The sequence below is a fragment of the Nocardia harenae NBRC 108248 genome, assembly GCF_001612885.1.
In the GTDB taxonomy this organism is placed as follows: domain Bacteria; phylum Actinomycetota; class Actinomycetes; order Mycobacteriales; family Mycobacteriaceae; genus Nocardia; species Nocardia harenae.
Map to the genome: position 1 here is coordinate 288,439 of NZ_BDBH01000002.1, position 16,820 is coordinate 305,258.

Below are 16,820 nucleotides of genomic sequence, written 5' to 3' on the forward strand. Positions count from 1 at the left end.
GATGTCCACGAAAGCTCCGACCGCCACCACACCGTCCACCGGTACCGGCAGCGCCGGTGACGTCGTCGAACTGCCGACGCGCACCCGCTCGCTGACCGGGTGGGGTCGCACCGCGCCCACCTCCTCCGAAGTGCTCTCCACGGGCGATCCCGAGGTGATCGCCAAGGCCGTGGCGCTGGTCGCCGAGGACAACGACGGCAAGCCCGCGCACCTGCGCCGCGGCGTGATCGCGCGCGGCCTCGGCCGCTCCTACGGCGACAACGCACAGAACGCGGGCGGGCTCGTCGTCGACATGACCGCGCTGAACAAGATCCACCGCATCGACCGCGACAGCAGGCTGGTCGACGTCGACGCGGGCGTGAACCTGGACCAGCTGATGAAGGCCGCGCTGCCGTTCGGCCTCTGGGTCCCGGTGCTGCCCGGCACCAGGCAGGTGACGATCGGCGGCGCCATCGGCTCCGATATCCACGGCAAGAACCACCACAGCGCGGGCAGCTTCGGCAACCACGTGCGCTCGATGGAGCTGCTCACCGCCGACGGCACGGTGCAGACCATCACGCCGAAGAAGAACCCCAAGCTCTTCTGGGCCACCATCGGCGGCTGCGGCCTCACCGGCATCATCCTGCGCGCGAGCATCGAGATGACACCGACCGAGACGGCCTACTTCATCGCCGACGGCGACGTGACCCCCACGCTGGACGAGACCATCGCTTTCCACAGCGACGGCTCGGAAGACCGGTACGAGTACAGCTCGGCCTGGTTCGACGCGATCAGCCCCGCACCCAAGCTGGGCCGGGCCGCGATCTCCCGCGGCAACCTGGCCACGCTGGACCAGCTGCCGAAGAAGCTGCAGAAGGACCCGCTGAAGTTCAACGGGAAGACCTTCCTCACGCTGCCCGACGTCTTCCCGAACGGGCTGGCGAACAAGTACACCTTCACCCCGATCGGCGAGCTCTGGTACCGCAAGTCCGGCACCTACCGGGGCAAGGTGCAGAACCTGACGCAGTTCTATCACCCGCTCGACATGCTCGGGGAGTGGAACCGCGGCTACGGCTCGAACGGCTTCCTGCAGTACCAGTTCGTGGTGCCGCCGGAGTCGGTGGACGAGTTCAAGCGGATCATCGTCGATATCCAGCGGTCGGGGTTCTACTCGTTCCTCAATGTGTTCAAGCTCTTCGGCCCCGGCAACCAGGCGCCGCTGAGCTTCCCGATGCCGGGCTGGAACATCTGCGTCGACTTCCCGATCTCGGCCGGGCTCAACGACTTCGTCACCGACCTGGACCGCCGCGTCCTGGAGTTCGGCGGCCGGCTCTACACCGGCAAGGACTCGCGGACCTCCGCCGCGACCTTCCACCAGATGTACCCCCGGATCGACGAGTGGATCAAGGTCCGCCGGAGCGTCGACCCCACAGGCGTTTTCATGTCGGACATGGCGAGAAGGCTGGAGCTCCAGTGATCAATGCCGTTGGCAACCCGCAGACCATCCTGCTGCTCGGCGGGACCTCCGAGATCGGGCTCGCGATCTGCGCGGAGTACCTGAAGAAGGGGCAGGCGCGGATCGTGCTGGCCGCGCTGCCGAACGACCCGCTGCGCGATTCCGCGGTGGCCCAGCTGAAGTCCGCGGGCGCGAGCCGGGTCGACGTGGTCGACTTCGACGCGCTCGACACCGACAGCCACCCCAAGGTGATCGACGCGGCCTGGGACGGCGGCGACGTGGATGTGGCGATCGTGGCGTTCGGGCTGCTCGGCAATGCCGAGGAGCTGTGGCAGAACCAGCGCAAGGCGGTGCAGATCGCCGGCATCAACTACACCGCCGCGGTCTCGGTCGGCGTGCTGCTCGGCGAGAAGATGAAGGCGCAGGGGTTCGGGCGGATCATCGCCATGTCCTCGGCCGCCGGTGAGCGGGTGCGCCGCTCGAACTTCGTCTACGGCTCCACCAAGGCCGGGCTGGACGGCTTCTACCTCGGCCTCGGCGAGGCGCTGCGGCCGTACGGGCCGCGCGTGCTCGTGATCCGGCCCGGGCAGGTGCGCACCACGACCACGGTCAACCACTGGGCGGAGACCGGGGCCAAGGAGGCGCCGTTCACCGTGGACAAGGAGGAGGTGGCCGTGCTCGCGGTGGCCGCCTCGGAGAAGGGCAAGGAGCTCATCTGGGCGCCGGGCACCTTCCGCTACGTGATGTCGGTGCTGCGGCACATCCCGCGGCCGATCTTCCGCAAGCTGCCCATCTAGTTCCGCTTCCCGGTTCGCCGGGGGCGGAACCCGGCGCGCAGCTCCGGCCAGGGGCGCCGGCCGGAGCACCACTGCCGCGTCGCCCGTCCGCGCCGGTGCGGCGTCGCCGTACTGTCTCGCCGAACGGAGCCGCACCGTTGACCAGCCGCCCCAGCCCCCTGGCGATCCTGTCCCGCCGCGCCACGGCCGGTGCGGGCGTGGCGCTGCTCGCGGCGGTGGTGGCCGCCGCCGTGGCCGCGGCGCTGCTCGTGGCGTTCTCGCTGGTCGAATGGCCTGCCTTCAATTCGTCCAATGTGACGCGGGCGCTCACCACGGTGGGGCAGGTCGGGGCGGCGGTGCTGCTCGTGGCCGCGATCGTACTGCTGCGGCGGCGTCGGCTGCCGTGGGTGGCGCGGGTGCTCTCCTGGGCGGGGATCTCGACCTTCGTCACGGTCACGCTGGGGATGCCGCTGGCCGCCACCAAGCTGTACCTCTTCGGGATCTCGGTGGACCAGGAGTTTCGCACCGAGTACCTGACCCGGCTCACCGACAGCGCCGCGCTGCGCGACATGACCTATGCCGACCTGCCGCCGTTCTACCCGGCGGGGTGGTTCTGGCTGGGCGGGCGGGTCGCGAACCTGCTCGGGATGGACGGGTGGGAGGTGTTCAAGCCGTACGCCATCGTGGCGCTCGCGGTGGCGTCGGTGCTCGCGCTGGTGCTGTGGAGTGAGCTGATCCGGGCGGACTGGGCGGTGGCGGTGACGGCGGCGACGGTCGCGCTCACGCTCGCGTATGCCGCGCCGGAGGCCTACAGTGCCGTGCTCGTCGTGCTCATCGCGCCCGCGCTGGTGCTGGCGTGGGGTGCGTTGCACCGGCCGGGGCCGAGGGGTTCGTCCGCCGGCGGGTGGGGTGCGGTGCTCGGCACCGGGTTGTTCCTGGGGCTGTGCGCGACGTTCTACACGCTGTACGCCGCGCTGGCGGCCTTCGCGGTCGCGCTCATGGGGGCGATCGCGGCGTGGCTCGCGGTGCGGGCGCGTCGGGTGGGGCGCAAGGGGTTGCGCGCCCGGAGCGCCGTAGCGCGCAGCGCCGCCGACGGACGGCCGGTGCCCGCTGGAACCTCGGAGGCCGCGACGCAGGCCGACGCCTCGGGGGGCGCGGAGCCCGCCGAAGTCTCAAGGGCCGAGGAGCCCGCCGACATCCCGGGGGCCTTCAAACCCGCCGCCTCGAGGGCCGTGAAGCCGGCCGACATGCCGGGGGGCGCGGAGCCCGCCGACATCCCGGGGGCCGGGGCGCGCGGGCTTCCCGCGGGAGGCGCGTGGCGGGCGGCGGTGCCGCCGCTCGCCCGCCTCGCGGTGATCGCCGGGATCTCCGCGCTGGTGGCGCTGCTGGTCTGGACCCCCTACCTGCTGGAGGCCGCGACCGGGAAGGTCGCGCTCGGCGGCGGCGCCTTCCACTACCTCCCGGAGTCCGGCGCCGAACTCCCGCTGCCGATGGCCGAGTTCTCGCTGCGCGGCGCGCTCTGCCTGCTCGGCCTGGTCTGGCTGGTGCTCCGGATCGGCTCGTCGCGGCGGGCGCAGGCGCTCGGGATCGGCGTCGCCGCCGTGTACCTGTGGACCCTGCTCTCCATGCTGGCGACCGCGGCGGGCACCACCCTGCTCTCCTTCCGGCTGGAGCCGATCCTGCTCGTGCTGCTCGCGGCGGCGGGTGCCTTCGGGTTCGTGGAGGGGGCGCGCGCGATCTACCAGGCGCTGAACGAGCCGGAGCGGTTCCGGGCGGTCGCCGTGGCGGTGGCGCTGGCGGGCGCGCTCGCCTTCGCGCAGCAGATTCCGCACGTGCTCGCCGCCGAGATCACCACCGCGTACACCGACACCGACGGCGACGGCAACCGCGCCGACAAGCGCAACCCCTCGGCGGTCTCGTACTACCGGCAGATCGACGAGACGCTGCGCGCGCAGACCGGCCGCGCGCCCGCCGACACCGTGCTGCTCACCGCCGACACCAGCTTCCTCGCCTACTACCCGTACTTCGGCTTCCAGGGGCTGACCTCGCACTACGCCAATCCGCTCGCCGATTTCGCCGGCCGCGCCGCCACCATCGAGGGCTGGAGCGAGCTGGAGACCCCGGCCGAGCTGCTCGCCGCGCTGGACGCCGCGCCCTGGCGCGCGCCGGACGCCTTCCTCTTCCGGCGCGGCGGCGACGGCTACACCCTGCGGCTGGCCGCCGACGTCTACCCGAACGACCCGAACGTGCGCCGCTACACGGTGAGCTTTCCCACCGCGCTCTTCGCCGATCCGGCCTTCACGGTGACCGATATCGGGCCGTTCACGCTGGTCACCGTCGCGCGCTGAGGCGCCGCCCGGCTCCGGGCGACTGCGTGCCCGCGGCGGGAGCCGGTACGGTGGGCGGCCGTAACCGGCGAGTGTGGGGAGTGGTTTCCGAGTGCGACAGGGGCGAGACGTCGCGGCCGATGTGCCACACACCGGCTCGGCCGCGCCCGAGCGCGGTCGTCCCGGCTCCCGCAGGCGGCGGGCCTGGCGCTTCAGGCGCGCACACCGCACCGATCTCGCGGTCGCCGCCGGGTATCTGGCGCTCGCCTGCACCGTGCTCTCCGGGCAGTGGCGTGACACCGGCAACGGGTACCTGGTGAAGAGCGGCCAGGACCAGACCATGTGGGAGTGGTTCTTCGCCGTCACCGCGCACTCGGTGGCGCACCTGGAGAATCCGCTCGGCACCGACCTGCAGAACTACCCGGCCGGGGTGAACCTCATGGCCAATACCGCGATGTTCGGCGTCGGGGTGCCGCTCACACCGGTCACGCTGCTGTTCGGGCCGACGGTCACCTTCGTGCTCGTCCTCACTGCCGGGCTCGCCGGTACCGCGTACGCCTGGTACCGGCTCTTCGCCGCCGAGCTCACCGATTCCAGGGGCGCCGCGATTCTCGGCGGGCTGTGCTGCGGCTTCGCGCCCGCCATGATCTCGCACGCCAATGCGCACCCGAACTTCGTGGTGCTGCCGCTGCTCCCGGTGCTCGCGGGGCTGCTCGTCCGGCTCGGGCGCGGGCGGGCGCGCGGTGTGCGGTGGAAGGCCGCCGGTGCGCTCGGGCTGCTGGTCGCCGCGCAGATCGCGCTCGGCGAGGAGCCGCTGCTCATTTTCGCGCTTGCCTTCGGGCTCTTCGGGGTGGTGTACCACCTGCACGACCCGCGGCGCGGGCTGCGGGCGCTGCGGGCGCTCACCCCGACCGTCCTCGCCGCGGCCGTGCTCACGCTGCTGCTCTGTGCGGTGCCGCTGTGGTGGCAGTTCTTCGGGCCGCAGAGCTACCGCTCCATCGATCACGGGCCGATGGGCAATGACCTGAAGGCGCTCACCCAGTTCCCCTCCGAGTCGCTGGGCGGGGTGCTCTCGCCGGGGCAGAATGTCGCGATCAACCCGACCGAGCAGAATGCCTACTTCGGCTGGCCGCTGCTGCTCTTCACCGCGGTGGCCGCGGCGCTGCTGTGGCGGGAGCGGGTGGTGCGCGCCGCCCTCGCGGTGATCGTGGTGTTCGGGGTGCTCTCGCTGGGGTCGGAGGTGATGCTCGGCAAGCAGCCGACCGGCATCACCGGGCCGTGGCGCTGGGCCGAGGAGGTGCCGCTGCTCGGCACCGTGCTGGAGAGCCGGGTCACCATCGCCGCGGTGCCTGCAATCGCGGTGATCCTGGTGCTCGCCTGCACCAGGATGGGGGCCCGCGCGCGGGCGGACGGCACCGACCCGCGGCCCGCCTTCTTCCTGCTCGGGCTGGTCGCGGCGCTGCTGCCGCTGCTGCCGACGGTGCTGCCGGTGGTGCACCGGGAGCCGACGCCGCGGATCTTCGCCGAGCACCTCATCGACCCGTACCTGCGTGGCGGCTCGGTGGTGGTGCTCCCGCCGCCACGCCCTGCGGATGCGAGGGCGCTGCGCTGGCAGGCCGACGCGGGGTTCGAATTCCCGCTGGCGGACGGCTATTTCGTCGGGCCGACCGGCGCCGATCGCAAGGGCAGCTACGGCCCGCAGCCGCGGCCGACGGCGGCGCTGCTGGTCGAGGCGCAGCGGACCGGGCGGCTGCCCGCGGTCGATGCGGCGACACGCGAGCGGGCGCTGGCGGATCTGCGGTACTGGCGCGCCGACGTTCTGGTGCTGCCGGTGGGGGGTGCCGGTACCGATGTCCTGCGCGGCACCACCGCGCTGCTCGTCGGCGCGGAGCCGGTGCGGGTGGCCGATGCGTGGGTCTGGGACGTGCGCGCGCTCGGTGCCGCCGCGGCCGGTCTATAGCATCAACGACCGTGCGACCGGACCGACCCACCGCTGCGTTCACCCGTTACCGCCTGATCGCCCTCGTCTCCGGGCTGCTCGGGTTCGTCCTCGCCCTGCTCACACCGCTGCTGCCGGTGCGCCAGGACGCGACGGCGCTGGACTGGCCGCAGGCCGGGACGGCCTCGGTGGAGGCGCCGCTCGTCTCCTACGTCCCGCTCCGGCTGGACGCCACACTGCCGTGCGCGCTGCTCGGCGCGGTGCCGGAGGTCGATCGCACCCCCGCCGCGGGCGGGGTGGGGGAAGCCGTCCCGGCCGCGTCCAACGGTTCCGAGGCGACCGGCGGCGGCGCCACGCGCGAGCAGGGCACACCGGGCGACAGCGGCGCGGGCGACAGTGCCACCACGACCTCCGCGCCGGGGCGGGGCACGACGCTGCTCTCCACGATTCCGCCAGAGTCGCCGGACGCGAGCGCAAAGGGGCTCACCGTCACCGTCCGCGACGGCACCCTCGCCGTGCTGCTGCGCGACGTCCCCATGCTCGCGGCCCCGGTGGCCGAGATCGGGAACTGCACCGCCATCACCCTGACGGCGGACGACCGGGCAGCCACCGTCGAGTTCACCGGCGCGACGCGCGCTGACGGGACCCCGTTCCGCAACACCGTCACCCGCGATATCCGCCCGCAGCTGGTCGGCGTCTTCACCGACCTGAGCGAACAGCAGCTCACCGGCGCCGCCCTGCGCGCCGACCTGGATTCGCGCTTCACCTCCAGCCCCTCCCCGCTCAAGCTGACGGTCATGGCGCTCGCCCTGCTCGCCACCCTGATCGCGCTGGTGGCGCTGCACTTCTTGGACACGGCCGACGGCCGCAGGGCGCGCCGCGTCCTCCCGGCGCACTGGTGGCGGTTCACCCTCGCCGACGCGGCGGTGCTCGGCACCCTGGCGCTCTGGCATGTGATCGGCGCCAATACCTCCGACGACGGCTACATCCTGAATATGGCCCGTGTCTCGGAGCGCTCCGGGTACCTGGCGAACTACTACCGCTGGTTCGGGGTGCCGGAGGCGCCGTTCGGCTGGTCCTACGAGGTGCTGGCGTGGATGGCGAAGATCTCCACCTCGAGCCCGTGGATGCGGCTGCCCGCGCTACTGGCCGGGATCGTGTGCTGGCTGGTGATCAGCCGCGAGGTGCTGCCCCGGCTCGGGGCGCGGGTGCGGCGCAACCGCATCGCGCTCTGGACCGCCGGGCTGGTCTTCCTCGCCTTCTGGCTGCCCTACGACAACGGCCTGCGCCCGGAGCCGCTGATCGCCGCGGGCGCGCTGCTCACCTGGTGCTCGATCGAGCGCGCCATCGCCACCGGGAGGCTGCTCCCGGCCGCGCTCGGCGTGCTGATCGCCGCCTTCTCGCTGGCCGCCGGGCCGACCGGGCTCATCTGCCTGGCCGCGCTGCTCGCCGGTTCGCGCCCCACGCTGGTGGTGCTGGTGCGCAGGGTGCGCGGCTCGAACCCGACCGGCCGGGCAGGCGCCGCGCTGCGCTACCTGGCCTACGGCGCGCCGATCCTGGCCGCGGGCACCGCGGTGCTGGTGGTGGTCTTCGCCGACCAGACGCTGGCGACGGTGCGCGAGGCCACCCGGGTGCGCACCGAGGTCGGGCCCAATGTGGCCTGGTTCGACGAGCGCACCCGCTGGGACTCGCTGCTCATGCTGGCACCCGACGGCTCGCTCGCGCGCCGCTTCGGCGTCCTGCTCATGCTGCTCTGCCTGCTGGTCTGCGTGCTGCAGGTGCTGCGCAAGAACGGTATTCCCGGCACCTCGCGCGGACCGTCGGTGCGGATTCTCGGCATCGTCTTCGGCTCGCTGCTGCTCATGATGTTCACCCCGACCAAGTGGACGCACCACTTCGGCGTCTACGCCGGGCTGGCCGCCTCGCTGGCCGCGCTCGCCGCCGTCGCGGTGGGCGCGCAGGGAATCAAACAGACCCGCAACCGCGCGCTCTTCGCGGCGGCGGTGCTCTTCGTGCTCGCCATCACCTTCACCGGCTCGAACGGCTGGTGGTACGTCTCCAGCTACGGGGTGCCGTGGTGGGACAAGGCGCCGCTGGTGGCGGGCAACGGGCTCTCCACGCTGTTCCTCGGGCTGGCCGGGGTGGCACTGCTGGTCGCGGCGTGGGCGCACTACCGCGCGCCGTTCCGCCCGAGCACCGCGCCGGGCCGCTTCGACCGGGCGGCCTCGGCGCCGCTCACCATCGCGGCGGCGCTGCTCGTGCTCTTCGAGGTGGCCTCGCTGCTCAAGGGCGCGGCCGGGCAGGCGCCCGCCTACAGCATCGCGCTCTCCAATGCCCGCGCGCTGGCCGGGCAGCCCTGCGCGCTCGCCGACGAGGTGCTGGTGGAGACCGATACCGCCGGGTCGGTGCTGCTCCCGATCACCGGCGCCCCCGCCGACGGGCTCGCCGCGACGAACACCGGCTTCACCCCGGACGGCGTCGCGGCCGATCTGACCGCCGATGCCGAGGAGACCTCGAGCGGCGGCGCCAACTCGGTGGACGGCGGCGCCGAGAACAAGACCACCAACACCACCGGGGCAGGCACCGGCGGCGGCGTCTCCGCCGAGGCCGGGATCAATGGCAGCACGGTCGCGCTGCCCTTCGGCCTCGACCCCGCCCGCACCCCGGTGCTCGGCTCGTTCCAGGATGGCGTGCAGCAGCAGGCGTCGCTGACCACCGAGTGGTACGGCCTGAACCTGGGCGACAGCATGCGCCACGACCCCGCCTACCGGACGCTGGTGATCACCGCCGCGGGCCGGATCCGCTCGGTCGACGCCGACGGCGTCGCCACCTACGGCTCCGATCTGAAGCTCGAGTACGGGGTGCGCGACGGCGAATCGGTGCGCGTGCTCGGCTCGGTGCTGCCGCTGGATATCGGGCCGTCGCCGTCCTGGCGGAACCTGCGGGTGCCGCTGGAGGAGATCCCGGCGGAGGCGAACGCGGTGCGGCTGGTCGCGGTGGACAACGACATCACGCCGCGGCAGTGGCTCGCCGTCACTCCCCCGCGGCTGCCCCAGCTGGCCACGCTGAGCAGCGTGGTCGGCACGACCGATCCGGTGCTGCTGGACTGGCACGTGGGGCTGGCGTTCCCGTGCCAGCGGCCCTTCGACCACGCGCACGGGGTGGCCGAGGTGCCGCGCTGGCGCATCCTGCCGGACCGGGTCGGCTCGGACGCCTCCAATGCCTGGCAGGACGATATCGGCGGCGGCCCGCTCGGCTGGACCGGGCTGCTGCTGGACGCGCAGACCGTGCCGACCTACCTGGACGACGACTGGGGCCGGGATTGGGGCGCGCTGGAGCGCTTCACCCCGCTCGATCCGAGCGCGGCGCCGGCCGTGGTCTCGGTCACCGAGGTGACCCGCTCCGGGCTGGAGCTGGAGGCGCCGATCCGGGTGAAGTAGCGGGGCAAAACCGTTGCCGGAGCGAACGTTCCACACAGGGTGCGAAGGCTCCGGCGACCTGACCGCTACCGTCCTGGCAGGTCGCCGGGGAGGGTTTCGCATCTTCGCAGCCGCCCGCCGGAATGCCCGGCGAACTTCCGAATGGATACGTACCCTGGCCGGTATGACCACGGAATTCGATGACATGGAGCTGCGCGACCTCGTCGGATTGCTGAACGAGGAGGAGCAGCGGGAACTGCGCCCTGCCGTACTGCGGATGCTGTCCAAGCTTCCTCCCCAGGAGGTGCTCCGCAGGGAATTGGGGCGGCGGTTGACCAAGGTCTAGAGACTGCACGCCCGGGTCGCCCGGGCGCACGGATGAACCGACGAAGGCCGTCGGGGAGGCGCTGAACCAGCGTCGCCCGACGGCCTTCGTCGTTGTCGGTACCTGCCCGCGGGCGGGCTACTGCTCGAACACTCGCAGCGGACCCGGCGTCCACAGCCCGGACCGGCTCACCGTGCCGGTCTGCAGCTGTGCCGGAGCCGCGGAGCGGTACTGGTCGTACCGCTCCAGCGAGCCCCAGTCGCGGGCCCAGTCGTTCTCCAGGTACGTGGGCACCGTGGTGGAGCGGGCCAGCATCTGCGAGAAGCCGAGCGGGCCGCCGAACTCCTGGGCCTGCCAGGTATTGGTCGAGCTGATCGCCAGCGGCCGGTCCGGCAGGATGCGGTAGTTCGGCACCTCGGCCACGCCGTACTCGTGATCGAACGGGCGCTGGCAGGGGAACTGCAGCCCGACCGCCCAGTCCAGCAGGATCGGCTGCTCGCGGCCCAGGTAGCCGTTGAGCGAGCGCAGCTCGGGCATGCGCGGCGGGGTGAAGGCCAGCCACTGGTCGCCGATCAGGATCGGGTCGTTGGCCACCACCCGCACCGCGTCGGCCTCGGGCGCGATCTCGTCCAGCGGGACCCGCAGGTTGCGCCAGGACGGGAAGGGGCCGATGTCGCGCGGCTCGTAGGTGCCGAGCCGCTGCACGCTGCCGTCCGGCTGCCGCGTGCCGTACTCGACCAGGAGCTGCTGGCCGTACTTCATGGCCCCGGTGTCGTCGTGCGAGAGGATGCGGCCCGCCGCGGTGATCACGACCAGCGGGCGGTCTGCCGTGCGCGGCGCCAGCTGGTACCAGCTGGAGGTCAGGTTGGCGGGCTGCTGCACGCCCTCCTGGTAGCTGCCGAGCACCGGGGTGGTCGCCGGATCGAGGCCGTAGGGCAGCGCGACGGTGCTGCCGTTCACGCCGAGCGCGCCCTGGCCGCCGCCGGTGCCCGCGCTCTCGCCCTCGGCGAAGGCGGCGCCGACCGACTGGGTCGAGGTATTGCCGGTGCCCGGCTTGACCTCGACGCTGTCCGCGGAGAGATCGTCCGGGACGCCGTTCGGGTCGAAGCCGACCGGGTTCGCCCCGGCCAGCGGGTCGGCGGCCGGGTTCGCCGGGTCGGCGATCGGCTCCAGCCTGCCGCCGTTCGGGTCCGGCTCGACCAGCACGTCGTTCGCCAGGCCGCAGGTCTCGCCGCTCAGCGCATCGATATTGCCGCGGGCCAGCGAGTACCCCGGGTACTGCGAGACCGCGCCCTTGGCCAGCGACGCCACCTCGAGCAGCACCATGAGCGCGGCGACCACGGTGAGCGGGATGGCGGCGAACCTGCGCACCCGCTGCCCGCGCACGGAGCGCGGCGAGCTCGGCGGCTTGGCGTACCCCTCGCGCAGCGAGAGCCAGGCCACCAGCGCCAGCGCGGCGCCGAAGAGCACCAGCATGAGCGTGTTGGACTGGAAGCCGGAGAGCGAGATCCGCTTGTCGAACCACGGCACGCCGAAGCTGGAGACGTACCAGTAGCCGTTGATCCCGGAGAACGAGATCGCCAGCACGAAGAGCAGCCCGGCCAGGAAGATGGCGCGGTTCTTCCGCGCCCGCAGCGCCGAGGCCGAGACCGCGACCGCGGTGACCGCCGCCAGCGAGCCCGCGATCCCCGCGTACGCGCCGAAGTGGTGCGTCCACTTGGTCGGGTTGAACATCATGAAGAAGATCGTCCCGAAGACGATGCCCATGAGCCGCCAGGTCGGCGCGGCCGCGATGCCTGGCACCCGGCGCCTGCGCAGCAGCACCAGCATGGTGGTGAAGAGGCAGAGCAGCATCACCAGGAAGGCGAAGCGGCGGGCGAGCGAGCCGTCCACCGTCTCCACGAAGAGGTAGTAGTAGCGCAGGTAGTCCTCGTACCAGGCCAGGTTGGGGCCGGTGGCCTGGCGCACCCGGTTCGCCTCCTGGATGCCGGCGAAGGTCTGGTCGCTGTAGACCACGGTGAGCACCAGCAGCCCGGAGGCCGCTATCGGCGCCAGCAGCGCGGCCGTCGCGGCCAGGCTGCCGCCGAGCCTGCGCCTGGTGCGCACCGCGATCCGCACCATGGGGCGGATTCCGGCGAGCAGCGCGGCCACGCACATGAGCCCGGTCGGCGCGGCCGCCAGGGTGAAGGCGGCGATCAGGATCGCGATCGCGGCGGGGAGCAGCCGGCCGGTGGCCACCGCGCGCTCGATCGAGACCCAGGTGAGCAGCGCGCCGAGCGCCACGATCGGCTCCGAGCGCAGGCCGTTGTCGAAGGGCAGCCAGAAGGCGAGGAAGACCAGGCCGCCGGTCCAGAGCGCGACCCGGCTGGTGCGCACCCCGCGGCCGAGCCGGGGCACCACCTCGCGGCTGATCACCATCCAGCAGAGGATCGCGCAGAGCAGCGCGGGCACCCGGACCCACGGGCTGGCCGTCGAGATCTCGGAGAAGACCTGGATGACGTAGTAGTACCAGCCGAACGGCGCCTCCGGGACGCCGAACCAGCGGAAGTAGTTGGCCATGTACCCGGCGTGCGGGGCCACCCGCACCATGCTCAGGATGTAGCCGTCGTCGGAGGTGTTGGCACCGATGAAGTGCCAGATCACGAGGGTGCCGATCACGGCGCCGTCGGCGAAGGTCGGCTTCAGCCAGTTGCGCGGCAGGAAGCGGCGGTGGCCGCGGCCGTCGCTGCCGTCCAGCCTGGCCAGCGCGCCGAGCGCGAGCAGCGTGAGCAGCACCGCGCCGATCATCGCGCTCAGCTTGATCCAGGAGGGGCTGGTGCTGAACCTGGTGTCGACCTCCATGTCGAAGGAGAGCCCGGCCGGGACGTCGCCGCGCAGGTCGGTGAAGACGCCGACCACCTGCGGGCGCAGGTCGCCGACGAGCGTGCCCTCCACCGGCCTGCCGTCCGGGGTGAGCAGCCCATCGAACACCGCCGTGGTGGCGCTGCTGTCCGAGCCGATCACGATGGTGCCGCACTCCGCCATCCGCGACCGCTCCGCCGTGGCGACCACCGCATTGCGGTCGATCACGTCCACCGTGGTCTCCGAGACCCGGACGAAGAGCGACTCCAGCGCCGCGCCGGTACCCTGCGGCGGCGCGGTGGCGAGCAGCATCCCGCCCTGCGGCGGCAGCTGCTCCACCGCCGAGCACGGAATCGTGGCCCGCAGCTCCAGCGGCACCTGCGACATGAGCGGCGCCTGCACGCTCTCCAGCACGCCGCCCTGCGGCCACTGCAGCGCCGCCGTCGTCTGCGTGACCGGCAGGAACGGCGTCGCCAGCGCCAGCAGCGCGCCGAGCACACCGGCGATCAGCGCGATCAGGCGCGCGATCCGGTAATCCTGCGGCGCGACCTGAGGCGCGGACGGAGGCTTCGTCAAGACAGCGGTAGCGGCGTCGGGCACGGTTGGCAATGCTAACCGCCCGCGTGTCGGCGCGGGCGGGCGCTCGCCCCCAATAGGCCGGGGTTGTGCACAGGGGGTGTGGGTTGGGTCAGCGTTTGCGCCCCACCATCCGCAGATTCGCGGTCACCGCGGCCGTATAGCTGTCGGCCGCCCGAGCCGCCGTTTGCTCGAGGGCGCTCAGACCGTCACGAATATCGTCCAATGCCGTCGCCCAATCGCGATGCGCCTCCGCATACGCATCGGCCGCTGCGCCGGACCAGCTGGACGAGAGCCCTTGGACTTGCTGATCCAATTCCGCGAGGTAGCCGGAGAGGAAATCCTGATAGCCGTGAAGTTTCGCCGTGAGATTCCGAAGCTGCTCGGGGTCGACCGAATATCCTCCGGTCATCGCGGAGGGTCCATGTTCAGCAGGCTCACGGCCGTTCCGGATTCCGCTTCCTGCGCCAGGTAGTTGTCGGCCGTGACACCGAGCTTCTCGGCCAGCTGCAGTAGCTCCTCCCACACTCGCATGGCACCCGAGTGCATCTCGTTCCAGCCACCCCCGTAGGACTGTGCTGCCGCACCCCGCCAGGAATCCATCAGCATCGATACCTCGCGGTCCAGCGAATTCGCACCGTCGCGGAGCTCGTTCGCGATGCGGTAGGCGAACCGGCCGACGGCGGCCACCTCTTCCGGCACCACCGCGAACCCATCGTGATCGGCCATCAATCCCCCTCCGCGCTCCCGAGGCAATGCTATCGCGCGCCATCGGGAAGGCCGAGATTCGAGCCAGCGACCTCACACGCCGGACGTGATCTGCACCCGCAGTTCGTCGGCGAGGGTTTCGAACCGCACGACCGATCCGCCTACCGTCACCACCAGTCCGGAAACCCGGCTGTCCGGCAGCAGGATCTCGTCCACAGCGTCTATCGACGCCCCGATCAGCCCGGCGTAGGGCGTCGAGGAGCTCACGTCGAACGCGGTGTACTTTCCGTACTCCGCCACGTATTCGACGTTCTCGGGTGGCAGCGGGCTCTCGAAGGGATCGACCCAGCGCTCGCGCTGCACGCGCAGCTCCGACCCGTCGCTACCGGAGTCGAACAGAAAAACGTCGCCGTCCTCGAAGGTGAACTCGATAGCGCCTTCCTCCGCGTCGACGGCTTCTTCGAAGACATAGTGAATGCGTCGCAGCGCGGTGACGATTCTGCCGACCAGCAGCGGACCGAGCTCGCCCGCGCGGATACTCACTGGGGCACCGCGGATTCGAACCACACGTTCGGGCCCGTCAGCGGGAAGCACGTGACGAATTCGCCATCACCCTTGGTTATCAGCAAGTCGTTCCCCTTACGGTAGAACCAGTAGTCGTTGCCGCCTCCGGAATCCGGATAGTACGGCCCGCTGCGCACCTCATCGGGCGAGCTCCTGACCTCCTCGAAGTGCTGGCGCAACCAGATCCGAGCCGATGGATCCCGCGGATCGAGCCCGAAGTCTTCGGCATGCTTGCCGATCTTCTTACCGAACTGCCGTTTGTCGATATGCATCGGCGGGCCCTTGGCGCCCTCATCGGTCGCCCCCGCGGAATCGCCGGAATTCCCATCCTCCAGATCGGCAACCGGACGCCCGTTGATATCGTCCGTGATCCGCCGCGCTTCGCCGAGGTCCTCGGCCGCGAAACGCTCGATCGCGATACGACGCTCCGCACCCCACGCGCGCACGTCGTCGACAACGAGCCTCGCGAGGGCGGTTACCGTGGCCGAGAGGATTCCGGGCCGGAAACGGACCTCCAGCGCTGTCTGGTGCATGAACATATCCACGCCGCCGAGCGCGACGGCGTTCGCCAGGATCAAGGCGGGTAGCCGTTCCTCGCGAAGGGCGATGATCGCCTTCGAGTGCTGCGCGCAGAAGTTCGCGAGTTGCGCGAGGCGACGGCAGCACCCTTCGATCACGGCGACGAGATCGTCGAGGTCGTCGCCAACGGCGTCGGCATCGTCGGCGTTGAGCCCCTGTACCCGAGAGCCCGCCGCGAAGAGGTCGGCGGTCAAGGCGGCCGCATCCACATCGCGCCATGCCCCGGCGAGCTGGTCCAGTTCATCTTTGTGGGCGTTGCTCACCTCCGGACCAACCGTATCCGCGAAGCTGAAACCGTTATCGATAACGCCGTTGCCGTCGCGCATGCGGGTGGTGATCGAACGGGGCGGTACCAGGTGTCGCTCGGCTGGGAACTCGGGTCGGGCCGGTGCAGCCGAATTCGGCAGATGCGTTGCCTGGTGGTCGGCGAGTGCCTGGTTGTAGCCGACCGCGACGAGGAGCGCGGCATAGTGATCGAGCGCGGGGATCACCGAACCGTGCAGGAACGCGAAGAGTTCGTCGGCCAGGGCGTCGTGACGTCTGCCCCACTCCGACCCCACCGGGTCGGTACCGGCGGCTCGAGTGGACTCGGCCACCTCGGCCGTCAGTGTCTGCAGATATCCCGCCAGCAGATCAGCCGTGCGCACACATCGGCGACTGCATTCGTAGTAGATATCCGGCTCGCCGTCCATTCCCCCTCGATCCGACCGCGACCCGCGACGTCGCCACCCCCAGTTGCCGATGCTACCGCGCGACACCGCGACGATGACGGCCCCGGATACACCCTTCGCGCCGCGCGGATGGAAAGCTGGGGGTATGACCAAGGTGAATCTCGAGACCAACCACGGGCCCATCGTGCTGGAGCTGGACGAGGCGAAGGCGCCGGAGAGCGTGCGCAACTTCGTCGAGTACGTGCAGGACGGGCACTACGACGGCACCATTTTCCACCGCGTCATCCCGGGCTTCATGATCCAGGGCGGCGGGTTCGAGCCGGGTCTGCAGCAGAAGCCGACCAAGGCCCCGATCCAGAACGAGGCGGGCAATGGGCTGAAGAACCTCAAGTACACCGTCGCCATGGCCCGGACCAACGATCCGCACTCGGCCACCGCGCAGTTCTTCGTGAACGTGTCGGACAACGACTTCCTGAACCACTCCGCGCCCGCCGGTCAGGGCTGGGGTTACGCGGTGTTCGGCAGGGTCGTCGAGGGCACCGAGGTGGTCGACAAAATCGCGGGCGTGCAGACCGGGAGCGCGGGGCCGCACCAGGATGTGCCGAAGGCGGACGTGATCATCGAGAAGGCCACGCTCGCCTGATCCGGTAACCCGAATCG

At 71.2% G+C, this 16,820-nt stretch carries 12 protein-coding genes; 7 read left to right on the plus strand and 5 right to left on the minus strand.

Annotated elements, in window-relative coordinates:
* Position 1 precedes the first annotated feature (1 nt).
* The 6 genes from dprE1 (at position 2) to NH2_RS29155 (ending at position 10,242) form a co-directional block, all read left to right on the plus strand.
* Positions 2-1,456: a decaprenylphosphoryl-beta-D-ribose oxidase gene (gene dprE1 / locus NH2_RS04295; protein WP_067648427.1), complete on the plus strand. Its 1,455-nt coding sequence runs from the start codon at positions 2-4 to the stop codon at positions 1,454-1,456.
* Entirely contained in the window at positions 1,453-2,232 is a 780-nt protein-coding gene (dprE2, locus tag NH2_RS04300; protein WP_067648429.1) for a decaprenylphospho-beta-D-erythro-pentofuranosid-2-ulose 2-reductase, read from the plus strand. Before dprE1 ends, dprE2 begins: the two co-directional genes overlap by 4 nt.
* A 137-nt stretch (positions 2,233-2,369) precedes the next feature.
* Positions 2,370-4,559 (plus strand): arabinofuranosyltransferase, encoded by a 2,190-nt coding sequence (locus NH2_RS04305; RefSeq protein ID WP_067648432.1) that lies wholly within the window; start codon positions 2,370-2,372, stop codon positions 4,557-4,559.
* A gap of 91 nt (positions 4,560-4,650) precedes the next feature.
* A complete protein-coding gene (locus NH2_RS04310; protein WP_067648434.1) occupies positions 4,651-6,498 on the plus strand; it encodes a glycosyl transferase in 1,848 nt (615 codons plus the stop codon).
* Positions 6,499-6,509: 11 nt separating this feature from the next.
* The gene (locus NH2_RS04315) at positions 6,510-9,917 is read left to right on the plus strand and encodes an arabinosyltransferase domain-containing protein (protein WP_067648436.1); all 3,408 of its coding nucleotides are present in this window, start codon (positions 6,510-6,512) and stop codon (positions 9,915-9,917) included.
* 163 nt (positions 9,918-10,080) lie between these two features.
* A complete protein-coding gene (locus tag NH2_RS29155; RefSeq protein ID WP_169811444.1) occupies positions 10,081-10,242 on the plus strand; it encodes a hypothetical protein in 162 nt (53 codons plus the stop codon).
* A gap of 117 nt (positions 10,243-10,359) precedes the next feature.
* On the opposite strand, the gene NH2_RS04320 is transcribed toward NH2_RS29155, so the two are convergent.
* The 5 genes from NH2_RS04320 to NH2_RS04340 all read right to left on the minus strand — a co-directional run bounded on the left by NH2_RS04320 (position 10,360) and on the right by NH2_RS04340 (position 16,181).
* Entirely contained in the window at positions 10,360-13,662 is a 3,303-nt protein-coding gene (locus NH2_RS04320) for an arabinosyltransferase domain-containing protein (RefSeq protein ID WP_067648439.1), read from the minus strand.
* Positions 13,663-13,750: 88 nt separating this feature from the next.
* On the minus strand, positions 13,751-14,050 hold the full coding sequence (locus NH2_RS04325) for a WXG100 family type VII secretion target (protein WP_067648441.1): 300 nt from the start codon (positions 14,048-14,050) through the stop codon (positions 13,751-13,753).
* The gene (locus tag NH2_RS04330) at positions 14,047-14,367 is read right to left on the minus strand and encodes a WXG100 family type VII secretion target (protein ID WP_067648443.1); all 321 of its coding nucleotides are present in this window, start codon (positions 14,365-14,367) and stop codon (positions 14,047-14,049) included. The genes NH2_RS04325 and NH2_RS04330 overlap by 4 nt, the downstream gene beginning before the upstream one ends.
* Before the next feature lie 72 nt (positions 14,368-14,439).
* Positions 14,440-14,889 (minus strand): hypothetical protein, encoded by a 450-nt coding sequence (locus tag NH2_RS04335; protein ID WP_067648446.1) that lies wholly within the window; start codon positions 14,887-14,889, stop codon positions 14,440-14,442.
* Positions 14,886-16,181 carry a hypothetical protein gene (locus NH2_RS04340; RefSeq protein WP_067648448.1) on the minus strand — a complete coding sequence of 432 codons (1,296 nt, stop codon included), beginning with the start codon at positions 16,179-16,181 and terminating at the stop codon, positions 14,886-14,888. The genes NH2_RS04335 and NH2_RS04340 overlap by 4 nt, the downstream gene beginning before the upstream one ends.
* Before the next feature lie 124 nt (positions 16,182-16,305).
* Here NH2_RS04340 and NH2_RS04345 point away from each other — a divergent pair, with 124 nt between their 5' ends.
* Positions 16,306-16,803, plus strand: a complete 498-nt coding sequence (locus NH2_RS04345; RefSeq protein WP_067648451.1) for a peptidylprolyl isomerase — start codon at positions 16,306-16,308, stop codon at positions 16,801-16,803.
* The last annotated feature ends 17 nt before the right edge of the window (positions 16,804-16,820 follow it).

Coding starts and splice junctions, on each gene's coding strand:
- dprE1 (WP_067648427.1), top strand. CDS start 2: ATGTCCACGAAAGCTCCGACCGCCACCACACCGTCCACCGGTACCGGC.
- NH2_RS29155 (WP_169811444.1), top strand. CDS start 10,081: ATGACCACGGAATTCGATGACATGGAGCTGCGCGACCTCGTCGGATTG.
- NH2_RS04325 (WP_067648441.1), bottom strand. CDS start 14,050: ATGACCGGAGGATATTCGGTCGACCCCGAGCAGCTTCGGAATCTCACG.
- NH2_RS04330 (WP_067648443.1), bottom strand. CDS start 14,367: ATGGCCGATCACGATGGGTTCGCGGTGGTGCCGGAAGAGGTGGCCGCC.
- NH2_RS04340 (WP_067648448.1), bottom strand. CDS start 16,181: ATGGACGGCGAGCCGGATATCTACTACGAATGCAGTCGCCGATGTGTG.
- NH2_RS04345 (WP_067648451.1), top strand. CDS start 16,306: ATGACCAAGGTGAATCTCGAGACCAACCACGGGCCCATCGTGCTGGAG.